Origin of the sequence: Roseobacter sp., from assembly GCF_039970775.1 — a bacterium.
GTDB lineage: Bacteria > Pseudomonadota > Alphaproteobacteria > Rhodobacterales > Rhodobacteraceae > Roseobacter.
Genome location: NZ_JBDVLG010000027.1, coordinates 48,840 through 72,122 on the forward strand (window position 1 = coordinate 48,840; position 23,283 = coordinate 72,122).

A 23,283-nucleotide genomic window follows, 5' to 3' on the forward strand; every position below is an offset into this window, starting at 1 on the left:
ACCTATAAACGTCGGGGCATGTCGCTACGCTGCCCAACCGTCCATTAAAAAGGGACATCATCCGAAGACGCATCCGCCCCCGTCACGAATTTCCCGACCACCTTTTTGGTACCCGCCTTTTCGAAATCGATCTCTAGCTTATCGCCCTCAACGCCCGCAATAGCACCATATCCGAATTTCTGGTGGAACACCCGCTCGCCGACCGTGAAACTAGACACCGCATTCATGTCGATCACGGTGGGCTTGTTCTCTCGTGGTTGGCTCACAGGGCGTTTCTGACTGCGGTCTTGCAGCCGCCGCCAGCCCGGCGAATTGTACACATTTGCCTCTGCCGCGGCATCATGCAGGCCCGAACTTGGCGCCGCCGCCCCATATCCACCGCCATAAAGGCCGGGCGGCGTTAACACATCCACATGCTCGGCAGGCAGCTCGTCGATAAACCGCGATGGCATCGACGACTGCCATTGCCCAAACACCCGCCGGTTGGCCGCAAATGAAATGGTGCAAATTTCCTCGGCGCGGGTGATCCCCACATAGGCCAGCCTGCGTTCCTCTTCGAGCCCCTTCATCCCGCTTTCGTCCATCGACCGCTGCGAGGGAAATAACCCGTCTTCCCAGCCCGGCAAAAACACCATCGGGAACTCCAGACCCTTGGCCGCATGCAGCGTCATAATAGAGACCTTTTCGCCCCCATCATCGGTTTCATTGTCCATAATCAGGCTGACATGCTCGAGGAAACCTTGAAGGTTCTCAAAATTTTCCAACGCCTTAACAAGCTCTTTGAGGTTCTCCAACCGCCCCGGAGCCTCGGGTGTTTTTTCGTTCTGCCAGTGGGTGGTGTAGCCGCTTTCGTCAAGAATGACCTCGGCCAATTCGATGTGACTAATCGGCGGGGGCCCGTATTCGGGTTGCAACAAGGTTTGCTCGTCATCAATCACGTCATCGCGCGCCGCCGCATGAATGCGGGGGCCGCGTAGATTGCCTTGCCAACGGGTGATGTTGTCGACCAACCGGCGCAGCTCATTGCCGCCCTTGCCCTTGATCAACCCCTGACCCACCGCAAGCCGCGCACCTTCCACAAGCGACACACCATTGGCCCGCGCAGTGACTTGAATGGTCTGTTGGGCCTTATTCCCCAAACCACGCTTGGGCGTATTCACGATCCGCTCAAACGCCAGATCATCGTCGGGGCTGATCACAACGCGAAAATACGCCATGGCATCGCGGATCTCTAACCGTTCATAAAATCGCGGGCCGCCGATCACGCGGTAGGGCAAACCGATGGTCAGAAACCGGTCTTCGAACGCCCGCATTTGATGCGATGCGCGCACCAAAATCGCCATTTTATCAAGATTATAGGGCGCCAAGCCACGCGTCCCACGTTGTGCAGCCTCAACCTCTTCACCGATCCACCGGGCCTCTTCTTCGCCGTCCCAATGACCGATCAACCGGACCTTTTCACCCTCGGTCAGGTCGGTGAACAGAGTCTTGCCCAACCGTCCTTCGTTGCCTTCAATCACCTTAGAGGCCGCCGCGAGGATATGCGGGGTGGACCGGTAGTTTTGCTCCAACCGCACCACATGCGCGCCCGGAAAATCCTTTTCGAACCGCAAGATATTGCCCACTTCGGCCCCGCGCCACCCATAGATCGACTGGTCGTCATCCCCCACGCAGCAGATGTTTTTGTGCCCGCTCGCCAAAAGCCGCAGCCACAAATACTGCGCCACGTTGGTATCTTGATATTCGTCGACCAGAATATAGCGAAACCACCGTTGATATTGCGCCAACACATCCGGGTGTGTTTGGAAAATGCTGACCACATGCAGCAACAAATCGCCAAAATCAGCCGCGTTCAGCTCTCGCAAACGGGTCTGATACTGCGCATAAAGCGCCGGACCGCGGCCGTTATACGCGCCCGCATCCGCCGCGGGCAGTTTATCAGGGGTCAGCGCGCGGTTTTTCCAACCGTCGATAATGCCGGCAAGTTGCCGCGCGGGCCAACGCTTGTCATCGATACCTTCGGCCGAAACAAGTTGTTTGAGCAACCGCAGTTGGTCGTCTGTGTCCAAAATCGTGAAATTTGACTTTAGCCCGACCAATTCCGCGTGGCGGCGCAACAATTTCACACAGATCGCATGAAACGTGCCCAACCATGGCATGCCTTCGATCTGCTGGCCCAACAACGACCCAACGCGGTTTTTCATTTCTCGGGCCGCTTTGTTGGTGAAAGTCACCGCCAAAACCTCGTTAGGTCGCGCGCGCCCAGTATTCAGCAAATGCACGATGCGCGCCGTCAGCGCCCGCGTTTTGCCAGTACCTGCCCCGGCCAACATCAACACCGGGCCGTCCATCTGTTCGACGGCGGCACGTTGCGCCGGGTTCAACCCGTCCAGATAGGGTTGCGGCCGCGCGGCCATCGCCCGCGCCGACAGTGAGGCCCCCTCAAAGGCGTCCATTTCATCAAAGCTGCTCATACGGACACTCTACACCTGTCGCCGCGCAAGATAAAGACAGGTTCGCACAATGTTCCGCGCGTATTGAACCTCAGGCGAATTTGGCGACTACGACCACAACGGACCCAATTCCCCACTTTGGTGGTGCGGCGCACGCCGTCGATCTGGCGCTTTATCCCCAAAACTAGGGCTGATTTACAGGTCAGATGCAACAGGCGCCTGTTCCCGTCGATCTGTTGTGTCCCGAACGGGGATGGGGCACGGCAATGCTATTGGGCCAAATGATGCCGCTCGGAGCGGGGATCTGAAACCAAACTGACCCCCCCGCATCTCTAAGATACGTATCACGGCAATCGTAAGGCGCCAGTCGGTGTGTATACAGTCAATCAAACGGTCGTCTCAGCGCGCCAAAGATCCGCATATCGGCGCAGTTTTGTCCGTTCGTAGACGGATGTCGCGGGGACGGGGCGCGTTAGGTTCGCCTGCCCCTCGAAAAGCAAGGCAGCGCCGATGCTGGTGCCTGTTGCGGCTGCACTGGTCAGGACCTCTCGTCCCGTTGATGCTGCAAGCATCGCGGTAAATTCGATGTTGCGCGCAAATGGTCCCTCAACAATCGTCGGCCCTTGCGCGCCAGTAAGCCTAAGGCAGGTATCCGTCATCAAGGCGAGATAGAACGACAATGCCGCAGACCTCGCGCCACTGCCAACCGCGGGTTCTGTCGGTGCCCAACGCATGTTCTGTCCGGCGAACGGGCCTGTTTGCGGCGCGACGGCGGGCAAAAGGAGGGTGGCAGCATCCAGAACGTTTGCGACATTATCCCCAGTTGGGGGTGTCGTTTGGCCTTGCTGAATGATCTCATATTCGCGCCCCCCCATAAAGCGCGCGCTGGGAACGGGGGCGCCGCGCGCATCGACATTCATCAAAGTGTCGCGTTGCGGATCAAGCACGACGTCTGCCCCGCCCACTGACATGGCGACGACCCATGTGCCCGTTGAAACCACCGAGAACGCCCCATCCTGCATGAGCAGATGGGGATATAAAGACGCATTGGAATCGTGGATGCCAACACTGACCTGCGTATCCGCTCGTAGACCGGTGCGGCGGGCAATATCGGGTAATATCGTTCCCAAAATGTCGGTCGGTTTGCGGACCGGCGCGAATTTACCGGCGATACCAAGTTGCGCAGGCAAACCAGAAAACCGCCCGTCACGCGGCACCCACAAATCCGTATGGCACCCGATTGAGGTCACATCTATCGCGGCCACACCGGTCAGGCGATGGCCCCAGTATTGCGGATAGGTCACGATCTGCGCGGTGCGCGCGCGCAGGGTCGGGTCTTGAGCGAACTGCCAATGCAGTTGCGCGCCGACGTTCAGCCCCCCCGGCAAAGTAGGTGAACCCGTCGCTGCGAAATCGGGTTTGAGGGCCGCGTAGTCCTCGACCATCTGTGCGGCATATGTGTGTTCGTAATCGAGGATGGGCGCAGCGAGCTGCCCATCGCGGGTCAGCAATGCCGCACAAGCCCCGTGTGTGGTGACAGAAATTGCATCAACGCCTTGCTCTTTGTGAAACTGGCGGAGTGCGTCAAGAAGGAACGCCCAGTGGCCGTCGACATCAAAGTGCGGCCATGGGCCGTCCGTTTGCACGATGTTCGGGCGGGTCAAAACAGCAATTTCAGCGCGGTTTGGCAAATCGACAAGCGCCAGTTTGACGTTGGTTTTGCCAATATCAATGACGGCGATGTGACGCGGCCTGCTCATGGCAGGTGAAACACGCGGGTCAGCGGCACCACCACAGGCGCATTGTCTGGCCCCGTTTCCATGATGTCAGCCATGTGGGCCCACCATTTCTGCATGACAGGATGATTGGGCAGGTCATCCATCTTGTGATCAGCAGGCCGCGTTAGCACGCCGATCAAAAGGTTGGTTTCGGGGTCGAAATGAATGGAATAATCACGGATACCTGCCGCGTGCAGCAGTTCAACCAGCTCGGGCCAAATCGCATCATGGCGACGGGTATATTCGGCCTTCATGCCGGGGTTCAGACGCATGCGAAAAACGTAGCGTTCGGTCATTTCGCTCTCCGCGCGGCGAACATGGCCCACAGACGCGGCAGAGCGATGACCCCGATCAACAGCAAGCCGATGAAGATCGACATAACAATACCGGGCACGTTCAGCAGGCCAAGCCCGAAAGTGACAAGCCCCATGACGAACGCCGCGATCACCACACCAGGGATCGACCCGGAACCGCCAAGAATATTGGCGCCGCCAAGCACGACCATCGTGACCACCTCAAGTTCCATCCCTGTGGCGATGCTGGGGCGGGTTGATCCAAGGCGTGAGGTCAGGCAAATTGCCGCGACCCCCGACATCAGACCTGTGAGCAAAAACAGAATGAACCTCACCCGCCGCACCCGGATGCCGCTGAACAGCGCACCCGTTGGATTGTTACCAATCGCATAGACGGCACGACCAAAGTTGGTTTTGTGCAACAGGACGCCGTAGATGATCGCGATGATCACGAACAGCAGCATTTCGACCGTGAACACCCAGTAGATGTAGCCTTGGCCAAACCACGAAAAACTGGCCGGATAACCGCGAAAGGCGTCATCGCCAAGGATGATAAAGCTGATACCGCGAAACAGGCTCATGGTGCCGATGGTGACCACGATGGATGGCAGGCCAAGGATCGTCACAAAGACCGCGTTGAAGGCACCGCACAGCAAGCCAACCGTTAGCCCGATCACCACCAGTTCTGGTGTGCCTGCGCCGTATTGTAGTGCAAGACCCATCGCAGTGCTGGCAAGCGCGATAATCGACGCCACAGAAAGGTCAATCTCACCCGAGATAATGAGCAACGCCATGGCGAATGCGATCATCGCTTTTTCGGTGAAATTGAAGGTTGCGTCGCTTAGGTTCCAGGCGCTCAGGAAATAGGGCGAGGCAAAGCAGTTGATGATGAAGATCGCGACGGCCACAGCAAGCAACAGTGCTTCCCAGCTGCGGAACGTGCGATAGGCGCGGCTATTGAGACGATCCGGCACATGACGGGTTTGGGGGCTGGTGTCGGTCATGATGTGCCACCCAATCGGGTTGCCGCTGGCTTGAGGATGATCCGGCCCTTGGTACGCCCTGCGCGCGCGTTGAAGGCGACGGCCATCAGGATCGCGCTGCCCGAAATGGCCAGTTGCCAGAACGGCGAGATATTCACGACGGGCAATGCGTTTTTCACCACACCGAGGAAGATCGCGCCCAACACAGCGCCGCCAACCGACCCGACACCCCCAGCAATCGAAATGCCACCGATGACGCAGGCGGCGACCACCTCAAGCTCGAACCCGCCGGCGATATCGACATAGGCCACAGCAAAACGCGACACCCACAGATAGCCGGTTAACCCTGCCAATGCGCCGGAAATCACAAAGGCCAGAAACTGCGTTTTTCCGACATTGATACCTGTGTAAACTGCGGCGTGTGGGTTGCCGCCCACCGCAAAAATCGCCCTCCCCAAAGGCGTGCGCGACATCATGATCGCAAAGCCTACAACACAGGCGACAGCCATCCATGACAGAACCGGCAGGCCCAATATTGCGGTGCGTGGGAAGCCCGTAAAGGCAGGCGACATTTCATGCGAGTTCACCCATTTACCGTCTGAAATCAAAAAGATAACACCGCGGAAAATGGTCATTGTGCCAAGGGTAACCACAATCGGCGGGATTGCCAGTTTCCAAACCAGAATGCCGTTGACCGCGCCCATGACCGCACCCATCGTAATGGCGATGACAAGGATCACAGGGATCGGCAAGCCGGGCATTGCGACGTTCAACATTGCCAAGACCATACCCGTCAGCGCCAGATTGGCCGCCACCGACAGATCAATACAGCGCGTCAGGATCACAACCATCTGACCCAAAGCGAGGATAATCAGGGGCGCTGTGTCGTTGAACACATTGGCCAGATTTGAAGGCGCGACAAAGCCCGCAAACCGGGAAGAGATTAGAATGACCAACACCAGAATGGCGGCGGCAAGGATGGTTTCACGGACAGGAACAAGACGGGTCATACGAGGGCACTCTCGGGCGTTGTGGTGATGCCTGCGGCGTGCCGAACAAGCGTTTCGGGGGAGAGGTCATCGCCCGTCAGTTCTGCGGCGATCCGCCCGTCCCGCATGACGATCACACGATCCGACATTCCGATGATTTCAGGGATTTCCGAGCTCACCATGATCACAGCCAGGCCCTGCGCCGCGAGCTCTGCCATGAATTCATGCACCGCGGCCTTCGACCCGATGTCGATACCTTTGGTGGGCTCATCAAGGATAATCACCTGCGGCTGTGTAGCCAGCCATTTGGCGATAACGACCTTTTGCTGGTTCCCTCCCGACAGACTGCCCACGTCTTGATCCAAGGACGCAGCGCGCAAATCCAACCGCTCGGCGTATTCGCGGGCCAGTTTGAATTCTTCGGCCAGCCTCAGAAAACCGCGCCGGGACGTGCGGCCTATCGACGGCAGGGTGATATTTTGAAAGATCGGCAACCCGATGATCGCACCTTGTTTGCCACGGTCTTCGGGCACATAGACGATACCGTTGTTCACGGCATCAGCGGGCGAACGGATGATGCGGATATCACCGTTGATTTTAGTGACGCCTTTGCTCGGTTTGGTGATGCCAAAGAGCGCTTGCATGAATTCGGAACGTCCAGCACCCACGAGCCCGTAAAAGCCCAAGATTTCGCCGCGTTTGAGGGTGAAGCCGATTTCGGCAAATTCGGTGGGGTGGTCGTAGCCGACGACCTGGAGCACGTCTTCACCAACGTCGTGGGCGCGCGGCGGGAAAATCTGATCGACCGAACGCCCGACCATCAATTTGACCAACGCATCTTCGTCAATATCGGCGATCAGACCATCCCCCACAAACGCACCGTCACGAAAGACGGTGTAGCGGTCGGCAATACGGAATATCTCGTCAAACTTGTGGCTGATGAACAAGATCGCCTTGCCTTGGGATTTCAAAGTCTCGACCAGGTCGTACAGCTCTTCGATTTCTTTATGAGACAGAGCCGCGGTTGGTTCGTCCATGATCACCACGCGGGCATCAACGGACAAAGCACGCGCGATGGCGACAAGGTGTTTGTTGGCGATGCCAAGTTCGCGCAATTGGGTGTGAGAGCCGAACGGCGCGCCGATTTCGTTCAAAAGGGTGGACGCGTTGCGGTGCATCTCAGCCCTGTCGATCAGGCCAAACCGCGTGCGCGGCGCGTGACCGATATAGATGTTTTCAGCAACCGATAGTTCATCAAACAGAACGGTTTCCTGATGGATCGCCGTAATGCCTTCGGCTGCAGCATCGTTGGGGTTGGAAAATGTTACGGGGGCGCTGTCGATGCGGATCGTGCCGCCATCGGGAAAGTAGATCCCGGTAAGGATCTTGACGGTGGTGGATTTTCCCGCACCGTTCTCACCCACAAGCGCGGTGACCTGTCCGGGGTAGAGGTCGAGCTTCACCGCATCCAATGCCTTCACTCCGGGGAAGGTCTTGGTGATCATATCCATGGAAACAACCGGAGACATGAGCGGAGAATTGGGCGCGCTGTGCCTCGTCATTCGGAGCCTCATTTGGAACGGGGGTGTCCGGCCCGACGCACCGCAGCGCGCCGAGCCAGTCAGGGAATTGTGTTTAGAAGACCGACTTGAACTGGTCGATGTTGCTGGCATCATAAACAAACGGATCGGCCATCGCGCCTTCGTTGTTTTCGTCCAGCGTCAGGCTGCCCATACGACCCATCGGGATGTCCGCACCGGGGGCGGCTTCGATGCCGTTTTGGCTCAACTCATAGGCCAGCATTGTCGCCGAATACCCCAGATCAATCGGGTTCCAGATCGCAAAGGACTGGGACGCACCGGATTCGATAGCACCGGCCATCTCGGACGGCAGGCCAAGGCCCGTCACATTCACCTCACCGACTTTTCCTGCATCAACAACAGCTTGCGCTGCGGCCACGATCCCGACGGATGTCGGGGCAATGATCGCATCCAGATCGGGATAGGTCTGCATCAGGCCCGTGGCCTCGCGGTAGGATTTGTCCGCCAGATCGTCACCATAGACAGTCGCAACGACTTCAATGCCGGGATACGCCCCCGTGACGGCCATCATCTCATCAATCCAGATGTTCTGGTTTGTTGATGTGGTCGTCGCCGACAACAAGGCCACTTCGCCCCCCTCTGGCAGGTGGTCTGCGGCCAGTTTGATGATCATATTCCCGATCAACGGGTTGGACGACGGGTTGAGGTGCATCTGGCGCCCCTCAGGGGCGACGCCGGAATCCCAGCTGATGACAGTGATGCCCCGCTGCATGGCGCGCTGCAAAGCAGGAACCAAAGCGTCGGTGTCATTGGCAGAAATCGCAATGGCATCCACCTGTTGGGCGATCAGCGCATTGATCACCTCGATCTGCCCCTCGGCGGTGGTATCGGTCGGACCTGTATAGATGATCTCAACGTCGCCAAGCTCAGCTGCGGCTTCTTCAGCACCCTCTGCGGCTGCTTCAAAGAAGCCGATGCCCAGCGCTTTAACGACAACGGCGATGCGCACGTCGTCTGCAAAAGCGGGTGTGCTCAGCACAGCGCCCGCCAATGCAACAGATGTTGCTAGTTTCTTAAATGCACTCATGGTTTCCTCCCTGGAGTGGTTTCGTTCAGGCTGGCAACGTCGCCACCCCCTCTTTGTGCGCAGCGCCCGAAGGCACCACGATTAATGTCACATCTGCCGCCTCCAACATGGCCGCTGTGCGATCATCGAGCCTGTCGTCGGTGATGATTGTGTCGATCCGGGCAAGCGGGCAAAGCACCAGACTAGCACGGTTGGCAAATTTGGAGCTGTCCACCAGAACGATCAATTCCTCCGCCTGACCAATGAGCTTTTGTTCTGCCTGAACCAACAGTGGGTCTTGCTCCATCAAGCCCAGCGGGCCGATGCCAGCAGCCCCCATGAACATCCGCTTGGCGTAAAAATTACGCGTCACGTCATTGTCAAAAGGCGACAGGATTATGTTCTGTTCGCGGTAGATAATGCCGCCAGACAGCATGACCGTATTGGTCGTGTTTTTAAGCAGATGTTCCGCAATGGGGAACGAGTTGGTGAAAACCTGCATCCGGTGCGACGCCAACGGATGCACCATCTGGAACGTCGTGGTACCACCATTGATAATGATCGGTTCGCCGTCTTGGCACAGGTCCACCGCAGCGGCGGCAATCGCCTGTTTCTCGGCGATATTCATGGTCTCGTTCACCGAGAACGGGCGCCCCGACAGTCCCACAAATGGCGTTGCAGAGAGCGCTTCGGCCCCACCGCGCACGCGGCGTAGACGTTTTTGGCCATCCAATGTGTTGATGTCGCGTCGTAGCGTCGCCTCGGACGCGCCGGTCAACGCGCATAGGTCCGCAACCGTGACCAACGCGCGGTCTTGGACGGCGGATAGGATAACGCGATGTCTGTCTTTCTCGTGCATTGGCTTCCTTTCGATTGGCTCAGGTTGGATTGAGTCGCTGTTCACTGTCAATCATTTTTTATCAATATCAATCATTCTGCATCGCAGCATGATTGTTTGTGATTGAATTTGATTGACTTGTACATAGCAGCCCGTCACCTTGGTCTGGAATGAAAAGACATAACCCGCCGTCTACGGAGACACAGATGACCCTTTCCAAAAGCTCGCAACATCTTGAAAATAAATGGGATACCAATCTTTCCGCAAAGATGAGCGAGTCGGAAAAGTTACTATATCGCTCGAACCTGTTGGGGTCAGACAAAAGAATCACGAACTACGGGGGCGGCAATACATCTGCAAAGGTGATGGAAGTTGACCCGTTGAGTGGCGACACAGTTGAGGTCTTGTGGGTAAAAGGGTCCGGGGGGGATGTGGGCTCGATCAAGATGGACGGGTTTTCGACGCTCTATATGGACAAGTTAAATGCGTTGCGGGGCAAATATCGCGGCGTTGATTTCGAAGACGAGATGGTCGCCTATTTGCCCCATTGCACATTCAACCTGAACCCGCGCGCAGCCTCCATCGACACGCCATTACACGCCTATGTGCCTGCCAAACACGTCGATCATATGCACCCTGACGCGATCATCGCGATTGCAGCAGCCAAAGACAGCAAAGCGCTAACGCAAGAGATTTTTGGCGACAACATCGGGTGGCTTCCGTGGAAGAAGCCGGGGTACGAACTGGGGCTTTGGCTGTCAGATTTCTGCGCGAAAAACCCTGATGCCAAAGGGGTTGTGTTGGAAAGTCACGGGTTATTCACCTGGGCGGATGACGCGCAAGACTGCTATGATCTGACGCTTGAGGTCATTCAAAAAGCGATGGATTGGTTCGCCAAAAAGACCGACGGACAGCCCGCATTTGGTGGCCCGGTTCACAAAAGCCTTGAGACTGCTGCGCGGCGTGCGACGGCCGCCCGCCTGATGCCCGCCATTCGCGGCATGGTATCGGGCCAGCAACATATGGTCGGCCATTTCACCGACAGCCATGCCGTTTTGGAATTTGTAAACGCCAAAGATATGGAACGGCTCGCCGCGCTTGGCACGTCTTGCCCTGACCATTTCCTGCGCACAAAGATCTGCCCGCTTGTGGTTGATTTCGACCCTGCCAAACCTGATGTCGATGCGACCCTTGCGGGGTTGGCGGATGCAGTGGCGCAGTATCGCGCGGGGTACCAAGCCTATTACGACCGTTGCAAACGCGACGATAGCCCGGCCATCCGGGACCTAAATGCAGTCGTCTATCTGATCCCCGGCGTTGGCATGATCACCTTTGCCAAAGACAAAGCCACCGCGCGGATATCCGGCGAATTCTACGTCAACGCGATCAATGTGATGCGCGGGGCCGATGCGGTGTCCGAATATCAGGGCCTGCCGGAACAAGAAGCCTTCGACATCGAATATTGGCTTCTCGAAGAGGCCAAGCTGCAACGCATGCCTGCGCCCAAGTCAATGGCGGGCCGCGTGGCCCTTGTCACCGGTGGAGCGGGCGGCATTGGGGCGGCCACCGCAGACCGGTACCTGCGTGAAGGTGCTTGCGTGATGCTGGCCGATATCGACGCGGCGGCGTTGGCCGAAACATCAGCCGAGCTGGGTGCGCGCTATTCCGCGGACGTCGTGCGCACGGTCAACATGAACGTCACCAGTGAGGACGCGGTGGCGTCTGCATACAGCGATATCGCAGCGGAATTTGGCGGCGTCGATGTTTTGGTGTCCAACGCGGGGATCGCGAGTTCTGCCCCAATAGAGGACACGACACTGGATTTGTGGAACAAGAACATGGCGATCTTGTCGACGGGGTATTTCCTTGTCAGCCGAGAAGCGTTCAAACTGTTCAAGGTGCAGGACATGGGCGGCACGGTTGTCTTTGTGGCCTCCAAGAACGGGTTGGCGGCATCCCCCAATGCATCGGCCTATTGCACGGCGAAAGCTTCCGAAATCCACCTTGCCCGTTGCCTGGCGTTGGAGGGCGCGCCAATGGGCGTGCGGGTCAACGTGGTGAACCCTGACGCCGTCCTCAAAGGGAGCAAAATCTGGCAGGGCGAATGGCTCGACCAGCGTGCGGACACCTATGGCACCGACAAGGATGGGCTTGAAGCGATGTATCGCGACCGCTCAATGCTGAAGCGATCCGTCTTGCCCGAAGACATCGCCGAGGCCGCCTATTTCTTTGCATCCGACCTGTCGGCGAAATCCACCGGAAACATTATCAACGTGGACGCAGGCAACGTTCAAGCGTTCACACGGTAAGGGGCGGGCACATGATCCAATCAGATATCATATCAAAGTCAAACGCAGCAGTCGTGACCAAATTGCAGGCCGACTACGACGCGCTTGGCGAGCACCTGAACCGCCGCGGCATCGACATTGCTGCGATCAAGGAGAAGGTGGTGAAATACGGCGTGGCCGTGCCCAGCTGGGGCGTTGGCACTGGTGGCACACGGTTTGCGCGTTTCCCCGGAGCGGGCGAGCCGCGCGATATCTTTGACAAACTGGACGACTGCGGTTTGATCCATCAGCTCACCCGTGCCACGCCATCCGTGTCGTTGCACATCCCGTGGGACGCGCAGCCTGCTGCCGATTTGAATAGCAAAGCCGAGGAAGTTGGGCTGGCTTTCGATGCGATGAACTCCAATACGTTCCAAGATCAACCCGATCAGGCGCACAGCTATAAGTTTGGATCACTGGCGCATGTTGACGCCGCGACGCGACAGCAGGCCGTGGACCACAACATTGCCTGCATCGAACTGGGCGCGCAAATCGGGTCCAAAGCGCTCACCATCTGGGTCGGTGACGGGTCGAACTTCCCCGGTCAGACCCATTTCACCCGCCAGTTTGAACGTTACTTGGACGCGGCCAAACAGGTCTACGGCGCGTTGCCAGACGATTGGACGCTGCTGACCGAACACAAGATGTATGAACCCGCTTTCTATTCTACGGTCGTTCAAGACTGGGGCACCAACCTGTTGATCGCGCAACAGATGGGCGACAAGGCCAAATGCCTTGTGGATCTTGGCCATCACGCCCCCAATGTGAACATCGAAATGATCGTCGCGCGGCTGACGCAATTCGGCAAACTTGGCGGGTTCCATTTCAATGATAGTAAATACGGTGACGACGATTTGGACACCGGCAGCATCGATCCCTACCGGCTATTTCTTGTGTTCAACGAATTGGTCGAGGCCGAAGCGCACCCCGATTTCAAACCAATGCATATGCTTGACCAAAGCCATAACGTAACCGACCCTATTGAAAGCCTGATGGTGTCGGCGACCGAAGTGCAGCGCGCCTATGCACAGGCTTTATTGGTGGATCGCACCGCATTGGCCGGGTTCCAAGACGCCAACGACGCGCTGATGGCGACGACCACCCTAAAGCACGGGTTCCGCACAGATGTCGAACCGGTCCTTGCCATGGCGCGGTTCGAAACCGGGGGTGCGATCGACCCCGTCGCGGCCTACCGTGCATCAGGCTACCGCGCTAAAGTCAGTGAACAACGGCCCGCCGTCAACGGCGCAGGTGGCGGTATCGTCTAAGGCGGCCGGGCACATTTCAGACAGCTTGTGCGCGCCTATCGAGGGTTCGGTTGGGGCGTCTACTGGTGAAAAACATCTATTGGTCTGTTGTGTCGCGGCGGATCCGATATGTTCATCGATGTTAGAGATTGATCGCGACGATGCAAAGCGCACAAGACCGGGCTGATACGTCTGATCCGGCGCCCAACCACACACCCAAAAGACGCCTAAATACGCATATTCTTTGGTCTGGGACAGAATTGCGCAACGTAAATCGTCTGTTTTCTTAGGTTTTCGAACCCAATTGAACCAAAGATCAACGACAAGCATCCTGTCAAATGCCCTATCGCCTCATCGGGTGCGCATGGACAACCCAACCGATCTGCGCCAACAACGCAAATATGACCCTGCACACCCGTTATCCCGCCCTCACTGACCTACGCCACAAAGCAAAACAGCGGCTGCCGAAGTTTGTCTGGGACTACCTCGACAGCGCCACCGGCACCGAAAGCACGCAGGCGCGCAACAGAACCCGCCTTGATGAAATCGGGTTCCTCCCGTCGATTTTGCACGGCGAATTCACCCCTGATCTGGGGACGACGCTGTTTGGCAAACCGGTGCCGCGTCCCTATGGCATTGCGCCCGTGGGCATGTCGGGGCTGATGTGGCCCGACGCCGAAGGCATCCTAGCGCGCAGCGCGGCGCGCGCGGGCATACCCTACGGCCTATCGACGGTTGCAACCCAATCGCCCGAAGATCTCGCGCCACATCTGGGCTCGGACGCGTGGTTTCAGATGTACCCGCCACGCGACACGTCCATTCGCACCGACATGTTGGCCCGCGCAAAAGACGCCGGGTTTTCGACACTTGTCCTTACGGTTGATGTGCCTGTGGCCTCGCGCCGTGAACGTCAAACCCGGTCGGGGTTGACGATGCCGCCCCGCCTGACCCCCCGGCTGATGGCGCAGGTGGCTATGCGGCCCGCATGGGCATTGGGGATGGCACGGCGCGGTCTTCCGCATATGCGCACGCTCGACAAATACGCGGCCACGACAGACACCGCGCTGTCGTCAACCGCGCATGTGGGGTACCTGCTGCGCACCTCGCCAGATTGGGACTATGTCGCGTGGTTGCGCGATGCCTGGGATGGCCCGTTTGTCGTCAAGGGGGTGTTGCGCGGCCAAGACGCGCCGCGTTTGGAAACCATTGGCGTCGATGGGCTGTGGGTGTCAAACCACGCAGGACGTCAGTTTGACGGCGCGCCCGCCGCCATCGATGCGTTGAAGGATGTTCGGGCGGCCACGACCCTGCCGGTTATCTTTGATTCCGGTGTTGAAGGGGGGCTCGATATCCTGCGCGCGCTGGCGTCAGGGGCCGATTACGTCATGTTGGGTCGTGCATTTCATTATGCGCTTGCGGCGTTGGGGGCCGCCGGGCCAGACCACCTAATTGACTTACTCGACAAGGACTTGGCCGCCAACATGGGGCAGGTAGGTGCACGTAAACTGGCCGATTTGCCCCCCCCAATAACATTGCGTTAACACACTCGAGACCTTTACATTTCGGGTTCAAAATGCTGCGTTGCGGCAAATCTAACCCATTTCGACCCAGTTCTATGCGTTTACGGATCCGTTAAATCTTCTTAAAGAAACGCACCTGCCCAACTTGAAAGAGGCCACATGATGACCGAATTCCGCAAAATCCTAATCGCAAACCGGGGTGAAATTGCTATCCGTATCATGCGTGCGGCCAATGAAATGGGCAAGAAAACAGTCGCCGTTTATGCCGAAGAAGACAAGCTTGGTCTGCACCGGTTCAAGGCGGACGAAGCCTACCGTATCGGCGAGGGCCTTGGGCCAGTCGCAGCCTATTTGGCGATAGACGAGATGATCCGCGTGGCAAAAGCATCCGGTGCGGATGCCATCCACCCCGGATATGGGTTGCTGTCAGAAAACCCTGATTTCGTAGATGCATGTGCGCAAAACGGCATTACGTTCATCGGCCCCAAGGCCGAAACCATGCGCGCCCTTGGCGACAAGGCCAGCGCCCGCAGGGTGGCGATGGAGGCAGGCGTGCCGGTCATCCCTGCGACCGAAGTCTTGGGCGATGACATGAAGGCGATCAAAGCCGAGGCCAAGGCGGTTGGCTATCCTTTGATGCTCAAGGCGTCTTGGGGCGGCGGCGGGCGTGGTATGCGCCCGATCCAAGCCGAAAGCGAATTAGAAGAAAAGGTGCTGGAAGGCCGGCGCGAGGCCGAAGCCGCATTTGGCAACGGCGAAGGTTATCTGGAAAAGATGATTCTACGCGCCCGCCACGTCGAGGTGCAGATCCTTGGCGACACCCACGGCGAGATGTACCACCTGTTTGAACGCGATTGTTCGGTGCAACGCCGCAACCAAAAGGTCGTGGAACGCGCACCCGCCCCATATTTAACGGACGCACAGCGCGCAGAAGTTTGCAAACTCGGCTATAAAATTTGCAAACATGTCAATTACGAATGCGCCGGTACCGTCGAATTCCTGATGGATATGGACACCGACAAATTCTATTTCATCGAGGTCAATCCGCGCGTTCAGGTCGAACACACCGTCACCGAAGAGGTGACCGGCATTGACATCGTACAGTCGCAGATCCTGATCGCCGAGGGCAAAACCATCGCCGAGGCCACGGGCAAACCGTCCCAAGACGACGTGCAGCTGACCGGCCATGCGTTGCAAACCCGGATCACCACCGAAGACCCGCAGAACAACTTTATCCCGGATTATGGCCGCATCACCGCCTTTCGCGAAGCCACCGGCATGGGCATCCGTCTCGACGGCGGCACTGCCTATTCAGGCGGGGTGATCACGCGCTTCTACGACAGCTTGTTGGTCAAGGTCACGGCCAAGGCGCAAACACCAGACGCGGCGATTGCCCGGATGGACCGTGCGTTGCGCGAATTCCGTATTCGCGGGGTCAGCACCAACATCGCCTTTGTCGAAAACCTGCTCAAGCATCCGACCTTTCTAGACAACACCTATCACACCAAATTCATCGACGAGACGCCTGACCTGTTCCAGTTCCGCCGGCGCCGTGACCGCGGCACCAAGGTGTTGACCTATATCGCGGATGTGACCGTGAACGGGCACCCTGAAACCAAGGATCACCCCCGCCCCGGCGCCCAAGTGCGCGACCCGCGTGCGCCTTTGTTGCGCGCCGAGCCGATGATGGGCACACGCAACCTGTTGGAGCAAAAAGGCCCGCAGGCCGTGGCCGATTGGATGGGGCAGCAACGCCAGTTGTTGATCACCGACACCACCATGCGCGACGGCCACCAGTCACTGCTGGCGACGCGGATGCGGTCGATCGATATGATCCGCGTGGCGCCCACCTATGCCGCCAATCTGCCGCAACTGTTCAGTATGGAATGTTGGGGCGGCGCCACATTTGACGTGGCCTACCGGTTCTTGCAGGAATGCCCGTGGCAGCGCCTGCGCGACCTGCGCGCGGCCATGCCCAACGTGATGACACAGATGTTGCTGCGCGCGTCAAACGGTGTCGGCTACACCAACTACCCCGACAATGTGGTGCAAGAATTCGTGCGTGTCGCGGCCAATACCGGCGTTGATGTGTTCCGGGTGTTTGACAGCCTGAACTGGGTCGAAAACATGCGCGTGGCCATGGATGCGGTGATTGAGGCCGACAAAGTATGCGAAGGTACCATCTGCTATACCGGCGACATCAACGACCCCGACCGCGCCAAATACAACCTGAAATACTACGTTGAGATGGGCAAAGACCTAAAGGCCGCCGGGGCGCATGTTCTGGGTCTGAAAGACATGGCCGGGTTGCTGAAACCCGCCGCCGCCCGCCAGCTGGTGCGCACGCTGAAATCTGAGGTGGGGCTGCCCATCCACTTCCACACCCACGACACCGCCGGTGTGGCCTGCGCCACGATCCTCGCCGCGTCCGAGGCTGGCGTCGATGCTGTCGATTGCGCCATGGATGCGCTGTCGGGCAACACGTCGCAAGCGACGCTTGGGTCGGTCGTTGAGGCGTTGAAACACACCGACCGCGACACCGGGCTTGATATGAAAGCCGTGCGCGAAATTTCCGATTATTGGGAAGAGGTGCGCAACCACTACGCCGCCTTTGAAACCGGCATGCAGGCGCCTTCGTCAGAGGTCTATCTGCACGAAATGCCCGGCGGGCAGTTCACCAATCTCAAGGCGCAGGCCGCGTCATTGGGGCTTGAAGAACGCTGGCACGAGGTGGCGCAGACCTATGCGGATGTGAACCAGATGTTCGGCGATATCGTCAAGGTGACACCGTCATCCAAGGTAGTGGGCGACATGGCGTTGATGATGGTCAGCCAAGGCCTGACCCGCGCCGATGTCGAAGACCCCAAAACCGACGTGGCCTTCCCCGATTCTGTGGTCGACATGATGCGCGGCAACTTGGGCCAACCTCCGGGGGGGTTCCCCGGTGGCATCCTGACCAAGGTGCTCAAGGATGAAAGCCCCAACACCGAACGCCCCGGCAAACATCTGCCCCCCGCAGATCTGGAGGCCTTGCGCACAGAGGTGTCTGACGCAATGGAAGGCCGCGAGGTCGATGACGAAGACCTCAGTGGGTATCTGATGTATCCTAAGGTGTTTCTGGATTACATGGGCCGCCACCGTACCTACGGCCCGGTGCGTTGTTTGCCGACCAAAACATTCTTCTATGGCATGGAGCCGGGCGAAGAAATCAGCGCCGAGATTGACCCCGGCAAGACGCTCGAGATCCGGCTGCAGGCCGTCGGCGAGACCACCGAAGACGGCGAAGTGCGCGTGTTCTTTGAGCTAAACGGCCAGCCGCGCGTGATCCGCGTGCCCGACCGGTTGGTGAAATCCAGCACCGCCCAGCGGCCCAAAGCCGAAGCAGGCAACCCCGCACATATCGGCGCGCCAATGCCGGGCGTTGTCGCATCGGTGGCCGCACAGGTGGGCAAACCGGTCAAAGAGGGCGATCTGCTGTTGACCATCGAAGCCATGAAAATGGAAACGGGTATTCACGCCGACCGCGATGCAACAATCAAGGCCGTGCATGTCACTCCTGGCGGCCAGATCGACGCCAAGGATCTGCTGATCGAACTGGAATAATTCGCGCCTCGCCCCTGTTCCCACCCCCTCCGGGAACAGGGCACTGTCAAGTTTCGTTGACACACGTGAAGCGTGTGGTCTACGCTTGGTGTTGCGGCTTAGCACCGACATGACGGAACAAGCCAACCCGGGGGGGGAACTATGCGCTACTCCGACCGATTGCGCCAACACGACAGGGCCACGCGATACAAACAGATGCAATCAGAGGTGTTGCACCTCAAAGAACGTTTGCCGCCCGAAACGATCACCGACATCGTGCACGAGGTGTTGCAACGGGTCATCGCCGAACACGGCACGCCCCCCGCGCCCATCAATCACCCCAGCGACCGCAAGGTCAAAGCGCTCTGTTATGCGCTCATTTCCGATGACCCCACCGAGGGGGCGGCATTTATCCACAACATCCGCGACGATGGCGCAGACCTGGACGCCATATACCTGAATTACCTCGCCGAGGCCGCGACCTTGCTTGGCACATGGTGGACCACAGACCATGTGACATTCCACGAAGTCACCATCGCAAGCAGCCGCATTTACGCGATCATCCGCGAATACAGCCATCTTTTCGTCCCCCACCGCCCTGTCGAAGTGAAATCGGCGGTGTTCGCGGCCGTGCCGGGCGAAATTCACACGTTGGGCGTTCTGATGGCCGCGGACCTGTTTCGCAAAGAAGGCTGGCGCGTGGATGTAAAGACGGGGCGCCCCCATGATGCGCTGCTTGCAGAGATCACAGCCAGCCCGTGCCGTATCGTTGGGTTGTCGGCGGGCGGCTTGCATTCGGCGCCCGCACTGGCTCAGCTGGTGATCGCCCTGCGTATCAGCCGCCCCGACCTGCGTATTTTCCTCAGCGGCCAAATTACCCATGAGGGTTCGAATGTGATTAAGGCCTTGGGTCTTGATGGCGTTGCCAGCGATGTCAAAGGCGCACGAGACACGTTGCAGCAGCTTTGGTCGCAGGTCGCAACGCCTGCGACCACCGGCTGAAATCGGCGCCAAAAATAAAAAACTGCATTTGGTGCATTTTCTCTCTTGCGGCGCACGGCTGCAATGAGTATTCGCCTGTCACAAGGAAGCGGGCGTAGCTCAGGGGTAGAGCATAACCTTGCCAAGGTTAGGGTCGGGCGTTCGAATCGCCTCGCCCGCTCCAATTAACTAACAAACCCAGTTAGTTACGATAGAGGTCACCTTTGGGTGGCCTTTCGTCGTTTATGGGCCCCCGCGATGGATGCACGATATCAATATCCCGCAAGGCGCCTTAGTTGACCGGGAACTGCACCAAGCACTGGTAGGCGAACCGCTGAAAATCCTCAACGGTTTCAAGCGGATCGCGCCTATCCCGCACCACCCGCAGGGCTGCTTTTTTCTGCCGCCAGGTTCCGGTGACATGCCCGGCCAAAATGCCCACGGTGATGTCCAGCATGACGTCTCTTTCCAACGGGCCAATACCGCCCGATTGTTCCAACGCAATCGCTGTGAAAGCCAGCGTGTTGGCACACCGCAAGGCCGCGGCTTCCTCGCCCGCGTAGGTCTTTTGGTCCGCGGCCAAGGGCGATGCAAATACCAGCATCGCACACAAGCAGGCCCCACCATGTCGCGTCAAAAGACTTTGAACGTCATTGTTGTCAGAGATCTCTCAATCCCTTTGATATCCAACAGATTTTCATTGATAAACTTACCCACATCCGCGTCAGAAGGGATGTATAACTTCATCATCAGATCAAAATCACCACTGGTCGAATATAGCTCAGAATGGATCTCGCGCAGGGCGATTTCCTCTGCCACGCTGTAGGTCGTGCCCGGCGTACAGCGGATTTGGATAAAGACACATGTGGCCATGTAGGTTCCTTTTGGGGCACCACGCCCCCTGCCCCACGCTGACATATACGGCACGGGGGCCGCAATCCCGAATGTCACGGCTTGGCGCGCCGGGGCAGCCTGTTATAAGGGCGCGCAACCGACCACCCTAGGGAATGACCATGCGCAGCCACACGCTCACCCGCGTCACCGCGGAAACCCAGATCACCGTGACCGTCGACCTTGATGGCACGGGGGCATACGACAACCAAACCGGCGTTGGTTTTTTTGACCACATGCTGGATCAATTGGCGCGCCATTCGCTGATCGATATGACGGTGCGCGCGCAGGGCGATCTGCACATAGATGACCACCACACCGTCGAAGACACCGGCATCGCGTTAGGCCAAGCATTGGCCGCAGCCCTTGGCGACAAACGTGGGATCCGGCGGTATGGGGCCTGTTTGTTGCCGATGGATGACGCGTTGGTGCGCACAGCGCTCGACCTGTCGGCACGGCCATTTTTGATATGGAACGTCGATTTGCCCACGGCAAAGATAGGCACTTTCGACACCGAATTGGTGCGCGAATTCTTTCAAGCCCTTAGCACCCACGGCGGCATCACCCTGCACGTCGATATGCTGCACGGTCTCAACAGCCACCACATTGCCGAAGCCGCGTTCAAATCTGTGGCCCGCGCCTTGCGCGATGCCGTCGAGGTCGATCCGCGCAAGGCAGACGCCATCCCATCAACCAAAGGTGCGCTGTAACGTGTTGACGGCAATCATTGATTACGAAAGCGGCAATCTGCATTCGGCGCAAAAAGCGTTTGAGCGTATGGCCACCGAAACCAACGGCGGCGACATTGTCGTCACGGGGGACGCCGACGTTGTCGCGCGTGCCGACCGGATTGTGTTACCGGGCGACGGTGCGTTTCCGGCCTGCATGGCCGAATTAACCGGACATTCGGGCCTTTATGCCGCACTGGTCGAGGCGGTAGAGGGCAAGGGCCGCCCGTTCATGGGCATATGTGTGGGCATGCAGCTGATGGCCAGTTGGGGCCGGGAATACACCGACACCAAGGGGCTTGATTGGGTCGCCGGAGAGGTGCGCCAAATCGCGCCTTCTGATCCGGCGCTAAAGGTCCCCCATATGGGGTGGAACGATCTGGTTATCGATGGGGCGCACCCTGTCTTTGATGGGGTCAAAACCGGCGATCACGCGTATTTTGTGCACAGCTATCACATGGATGTCACGAACCCGGATCAACGCCTCGCCCATGTGGACTATGGCGGTGATGTCACGGCTGTGATTGGCACGGGTACGATGATCGGGTTGCAGTTTCACCCCGAAAAAAGCCAAGCGGCCGGGTTGCGTATGATCGCGAACTTCTTGCACTGGCGCCCCTGACGGGTGCAAATCAGAGCTTTGTCAGGCGTTCTGCTGAGCCAAGATCATGGGCGGTACGCCAAACGACAGCGAGTTGCCCTGTGCGTCCAAGATCGACCAGCGGGCCGCGAATAGGTAATAGCTGCGGGTTTCCCAACCGGTCTGATCGCGTTTGAACCGCGGCCGCCATGCGCCTTCGATCAGGACAGGCAACCGGGCGAGATCAACGTCAAGTCCGGGCCCGTCCGGCGCACCGGCCTCTCTTGCTGCTTGTGATCGAAGGGTACGCAAACGTGTTTCGAGCGGGCCAACCTCTTTGACGCGCCGGCCTGCAAAAGCCACCTCAATCTCGATTGTGCGGTTCACAAAACCACGAACGACAAGGTCCTTGCGACTGTTGCGCGTCATTTGCGGAACAAGTTCAACCTGAAGCTGCCCGACCTTGTTCTTGAACAGGCCTGCATCTTCGTAATCGGGTGTAATTTCCGATGCTGGTTTGCGTCGATGGGTCATATGCTGGCCTAATGTCAAATACCGAAGAGCGCGCGCCGCTCACCTTTCTATGCATACATCACCAGCCGTTAAGGAACCGTTGCATCTTGATCTGGTAGACCTGCGCAGCGCACACCACAAATTGCCCTGCGCCACCCGTTGATCTGGTTGCGCGCCTGCGTTGCAAAACACCGCCAAAACGTGCAAGACGGATCTGTAGCCCGGACACATCTGAAAGGTAGCTGTCACCATGATCCTTTATCCTGCCATCGACCTCAAGGACGGACAGGCCGTCCGCCTGCTGCACGGCGACATGGACCGCGCCACCGTATTCAGTGATGACCCCGCCGCACAGGCCCGTGATTTTGTTGCAGCGGGCTGTTCATGGTTGCATCTGGTGGATCTCAACGGTGCATTTGCTGGCGCACCCGTGAACGCCGCCCCCGTTGAGGCGATCTTGAAGGAATGTTCTGTGCCGGTCCAACTGGGCGGCGGCATTCGCGATATGGCGACCATCGAAACCTGGCTGGAAAAGGGCTTGCACCGTGTGATTCTGGGCACCGTCGCCGTGGAAAACCCCGATTTGGTCCGCGAGGCCGCGCGCACCTTCCCCGGTCACGTTGCCGTGGGGATCGACGCGCGCAACGGATACGTGGCCACCAAGGGCTGGGCCGAAGAGACCGACATTCAGGTCACCGACCTCGCCAAATCCTTCGAAGACGCGGGCGTTTCAGCGATCATTTACACCGACATCCTACGCGATGGCGCCATGGGCGGCCCCAACATTGAGGCCACCGCAGAGTTGGCGCAGGCCGTGTCTATACCGGTGATCGCATCGGGCGGCGTGTCGTCGTTGGACGACCTGATCGCCCTGCGGGACTGCGGCGCAGAGCTGAACGGCGCAATTTCGGGCCGCGCGCTTTATGATGGGGCGATCGACCTCAAAGAGGCGCTTGTCGCCCTCAAGACGTAA

General features: G+C 58.3%; 19 protein-coding genes and 1 tRNA gene. 9 read left to right on the forward strand and 11 right to left on the reverse strand.

Features of this window, described 5'->3' with window-relative positions:
• Positions 1–44: 44 nt before the first annotated feature.
• The 8 genes from ABJH13_RS06340 to ABJH13_RS06375 form a co-directional block, all read right to left on the reverse strand.
• Entirely contained in the window at positions 45–2,474 is a 2,430-nt protein-coding gene (locus ABJH13_RS06340; protein WP_348405379.1) for a UvrD-helicase domain-containing protein, read from the reverse strand.
• A gap of 365 nt (positions 2,475–2,839) precedes the next feature.
• A complete protein-coding gene (locus tag ABJH13_RS06345; RefSeq protein WP_348405380.1) occupies positions 2,840–4,213 on the reverse strand; it encodes an FGGY-family carbohydrate kinase in 1,374 nt (457 codons plus the stop codon).
• On the reverse strand, positions 4,210–4,527 hold the full coding sequence (rhaM, locus tag ABJH13_RS06350; RefSeq protein WP_348405381.1) for an L-rhamnose mutarotase: 318 nt from the start codon (positions 4,525–4,527) through the stop codon (positions 4,210–4,212). Before rhaM ends, ABJH13_RS06345 begins: the two co-directional genes overlap by 4 nt.
• Complete coding sequence (locus tag ABJH13_RS06355) at positions 4,524–5,528, reverse strand: ABC transporter permease (protein WP_348405382.1); 1,005 nt, start codon at positions 5,526–5,528, stop codon at positions 4,524–4,526. The genes rhaM and ABJH13_RS06355 overlap by 4 nt, the downstream gene beginning before the upstream one ends.
• A complete protein-coding gene (locus tag ABJH13_RS06360; protein ID WP_348405383.1) occupies positions 5,525–6,517 on the reverse strand; it encodes an ABC transporter permease in 993 nt (330 codons plus the stop codon). The genes ABJH13_RS06355 and ABJH13_RS06360 overlap by 4 nt, the downstream gene beginning before the upstream one ends.
• Positions 6,514–8,058: a sugar ABC transporter ATP-binding protein gene (locus ABJH13_RS06365; RefSeq protein WP_348405384.1), complete on the reverse strand. Its 1,545-nt coding sequence runs from the start codon at positions 8,056–8,058 to the stop codon at positions 6,514–6,516. Before ABJH13_RS06365 ends, ABJH13_RS06360 begins: the two co-directional genes overlap by 4 nt.
• A 73-nt stretch (positions 8,059–8,131) precedes the next feature.
• The gene (gene rhaS, locus ABJH13_RS06370) at positions 8,132–9,124 is read right to left on the reverse strand and encodes a rhamnose ABC transporter substrate-binding protein (protein WP_348405385.1); all 993 of its coding nucleotides are present in this window, start codon (positions 9,122–9,124) and stop codon (positions 8,132–8,134) included.
• Positions 9,125–9,149: 25 nt separating this feature from the next.
• Positions 9,150–9,962 (reverse strand): DeoR/GlpR family DNA-binding transcription regulator, encoded by an 813-nt coding sequence (locus ABJH13_RS06375; protein ID WP_348405386.1) that lies wholly within the window; start codon positions 9,960–9,962, stop codon positions 9,150–9,152.
• A 185-nt stretch (positions 9,963–10,147) separates the two neighbouring features.
• On the opposite strand from ABJH13_RS06375, the gene ABJH13_RS06380 reads away from it, so the two are divergent.
• The 6 genes from ABJH13_RS06380 (at position 10,148) to ABJH13_RS06405 (ending at position 19,782) form a co-directional block, all read left to right on the forward strand.
• On the forward strand, positions 10,148–12,250 hold the full coding sequence (locus ABJH13_RS06380) for a bifunctional rhamnulose-1-phosphate aldolase/short-chain dehydrogenase (RefSeq protein ID WP_348405387.1): 2,103 nt from the start codon (positions 10,148–10,150) through the stop codon (positions 12,248–12,250).
• A gap of 11 nt (positions 12,251–12,261) precedes the next feature.
• Positions 12,262–13,536, forward strand: a complete 1,275-nt coding sequence (rhaI, locus tag ABJH13_RS06385; RefSeq protein WP_348405388.1) for an L-rhamnose catabolism isomerase — start codon at positions 12,262–12,264, stop codon at positions 13,534–13,536.
• A gap of 380 nt (positions 13,537–13,916) precedes the next feature.
• Entirely contained in the window at positions 13,917–15,056 is a 1,140-nt protein-coding gene (locus ABJH13_RS06390) for an alpha-hydroxy acid oxidase (RefSeq protein ID WP_348405466.1), read from the forward strand.
• 141 nt (positions 15,057–15,197) lie between these two features.
• Positions 15,198–18,638 carry a pyruvate carboxylase gene (locus tag ABJH13_RS06395; RefSeq protein WP_348405467.1) on the forward strand — a complete coding sequence of 1,147 codons (3,441 nt, stop codon included), beginning with the start codon at positions 15,198–15,200 and terminating at the stop codon, positions 18,636–18,638.
• Positions 18,639–18,779: 141 nt separating this feature from the next.
• Positions 18,780–19,619 (forward strand): cobalamin B12-binding domain-containing protein, encoded by an 840-nt coding sequence (locus ABJH13_RS06400; RefSeq protein ID WP_348405389.1) that lies wholly within the window; start codon positions 18,780–18,782, stop codon positions 19,617–19,619.
• 88 nt (positions 19,620–19,707) lie between these two features.
• Positions 19,708–19,782: transfer RNA gene (locus tag ABJH13_RS06405), tRNA-Gly, on the forward strand.
• A gap of 108 nt (positions 19,783–19,890) precedes the next feature.
• Here ABJH13_RS06405 and ABJH13_RS06410 read toward each other — a convergent pair.
• Both ABJH13_RS06410 and ABJH13_RS06415 read right to left on the reverse strand, forming a co-directional pair.
• Positions 19,891–20,202: a hypothetical protein gene (locus ABJH13_RS06410; RefSeq protein ID WP_348405390.1), complete on the reverse strand. Its 312-nt coding sequence runs from the start codon at positions 20,200–20,202 to the stop codon at positions 19,891–19,893.
• Positions 20,203–20,231: 29 nt separating this feature from the next.
• On the reverse strand, positions 20,232–20,471 hold the full coding sequence (locus ABJH13_RS06415; RefSeq protein ID WP_348405391.1) for an Lrp/AsnC ligand binding domain-containing protein: 240 nt from the start codon (positions 20,469–20,471) through the stop codon (positions 20,232–20,234).
• A gap of 140 nt (positions 20,472–20,611) precedes the next feature.
• Between ABJH13_RS06415 and hisB the strand changes: the two genes are divergently transcribed.
• Together hisB and hisH are read left to right on the forward strand one after the other, a co-directional pair.
• The gene (gene hisB, locus ABJH13_RS06420; protein WP_348405392.1) at positions 20,612–21,199 is read left to right on the forward strand and encodes an imidazoleglycerol-phosphate dehydratase HisB; all 588 of its coding nucleotides are present in this window, start codon (positions 20,612–20,614) and stop codon (positions 21,197–21,199) included.
• Between the two features lies 1 nt (position 21,200).
• Positions 21,201–21,839: an imidazole glycerol phosphate synthase subunit HisH gene (gene hisH / locus ABJH13_RS06425; protein ID WP_348405393.1), complete on the forward strand. Its 639-nt coding sequence runs from the start codon at positions 21,201–21,203 to the stop codon at positions 21,837–21,839.
• 21 nt (positions 21,840–21,860) lie between these two features.
• Here the strand turns inward: hisH and ABJH13_RS06430 are convergent, their stop codons facing one another.
• On the reverse strand, positions 21,861–22,331 hold the full coding sequence (locus ABJH13_RS06430; protein ID WP_348405394.1) for a hypothetical protein: 471 nt from the start codon (positions 22,329–22,331) through the stop codon (positions 21,861–21,863).
• A gap of 229 nt (positions 22,332–22,560) precedes the next feature.
• Between ABJH13_RS06430 and hisA the strand changes: the two genes are divergently transcribed.
• Complete coding sequence (hisA, locus tag ABJH13_RS06435; RefSeq protein ID WP_348405395.1) at positions 22,561–23,283, forward strand: 1-(5-phosphoribosyl)-5-[(5-phosphoribosylamino)methylideneamino]imidazole-4-carboxamide isomerase; 723 nt, start codon at positions 22,561–22,563, stop codon at positions 23,281–23,283.

What these genes read in the sequence shown, in the direction of transcription:
- ABJH13_RS06340 (WP_348405379.1), bottom strand. Translation starts at nt 2,474, where the DNA reads ATGAGCAGCTTTGATGAAATGGACGCCTTTGAGGGGGCCTCACTGTCG.
- ABJH13_RS06345 (WP_348405380.1), bottom strand. Translation starts at nt 4,213, where the DNA reads ATGAGCAGGCCGCGTCACATCGCCGTCATTGATATTGGCAAAACCAAC.
- rhaM (WP_348405381.1), bottom strand. Translation starts at nt 4,527, where the DNA reads ATGACCGAACGCTACGTTTTTCGCATGCGTCTGAACCCCGGCATGAAG.
- ABJH13_RS06355 (WP_348405382.1), bottom strand. Translation starts at nt 5,528, where the DNA reads ATGACCGACACCAGCCCCCAAACCCGTCATGTGCCGGATCGTCTCAAT.
- ABJH13_RS06360 (WP_348405383.1), bottom strand. Translation starts at nt 6,517, where the DNA reads ATGACCCGTCTTGTTCCTGTCCGTGAAACCATCCTTGCCGCCGCCATT.
- ABJH13_RS06365 (WP_348405384.1), bottom strand. Translation starts at nt 8,058, where the DNA reads ATGACGAGGCACAGCGCGCCCAATTCTCCGCTCATGTCTCCGGTTGTT.
- rhaS (WP_348405385.1), bottom strand. Translation starts at nt 9,124, where the DNA reads ATGAGTGCATTTAAGAAACTAGCAACATCTGTTGCATTGGCGGGCGCT.
- ABJH13_RS06375 (WP_348405386.1), bottom strand. Translation starts at nt 9,962, where the DNA reads ATGCACGAGAAAGACAGACATCGCGTTATCCTATCCGCCGTCCAAGAC.
- ABJH13_RS06380 (WP_348405387.1), top strand. Translation starts at nt 10,148, where the DNA reads ATGACCCTTTCCAAAAGCTCGCAACATCTTGAAAATAAATGGGATACC.
- rhaI (WP_348405388.1), top strand. Translation starts at nt 12,262, where the DNA reads ATGATCCAATCAGATATCATATCAAAGTCAAACGCAGCAGTCGTGACC.
- ABJH13_RS06390 (WP_348405466.1), top strand. Translation starts at nt 13,917, where the DNA reads ATGACCCTGCACACCCGTTATCCCGCCCTCACTGACCTACGCCACAAA.
- ABJH13_RS06395 (WP_348405467.1), top strand. Translation starts at nt 15,198, where the DNA reads ATGACCGAATTCCGCAAAATCCTAATCGCAAACCGGGGTGAAATTGCT.
- ABJH13_RS06400 (WP_348405389.1), top strand. Translation starts at nt 18,780, where the DNA reads ATGCGCTACTCCGACCGATTGCGCCAACACGACAGGGCCACGCGATAC.
- ABJH13_RS06410 (WP_348405390.1), bottom strand. Translation starts at nt 20,202, where the DNA reads ATGCTGGTATTTGCATCGCCCTTGGCCGCGGACCAAAAGACCTACGCG.
- ABJH13_RS06415 (WP_348405391.1), bottom strand. Translation starts at nt 20,471, where the DNA reads ATGGCCACATGTGTCTTTATCCAAATCCGCTGTACGCCGGGCACGACC.
- hisB (WP_348405392.1), top strand. Translation starts at nt 20,612, where the DNA reads ATGCGCAGCCACACGCTCACCCGCGTCACCGCGGAAACCCAGATCACC.
- ABJH13_RS06430 (WP_348405394.1), bottom strand. Translation starts at nt 22,331, where the DNA reads ATGACCCATCGACGCAAACCAGCATCGGAAATTACACCCGATTACGAA.
- hisA (WP_348405395.1), top strand. Translation starts at nt 22,561, where the DNA reads ATGATCCTTTATCCTGCCATCGACCTCAAGGACGGACAGGCCGTCCGC.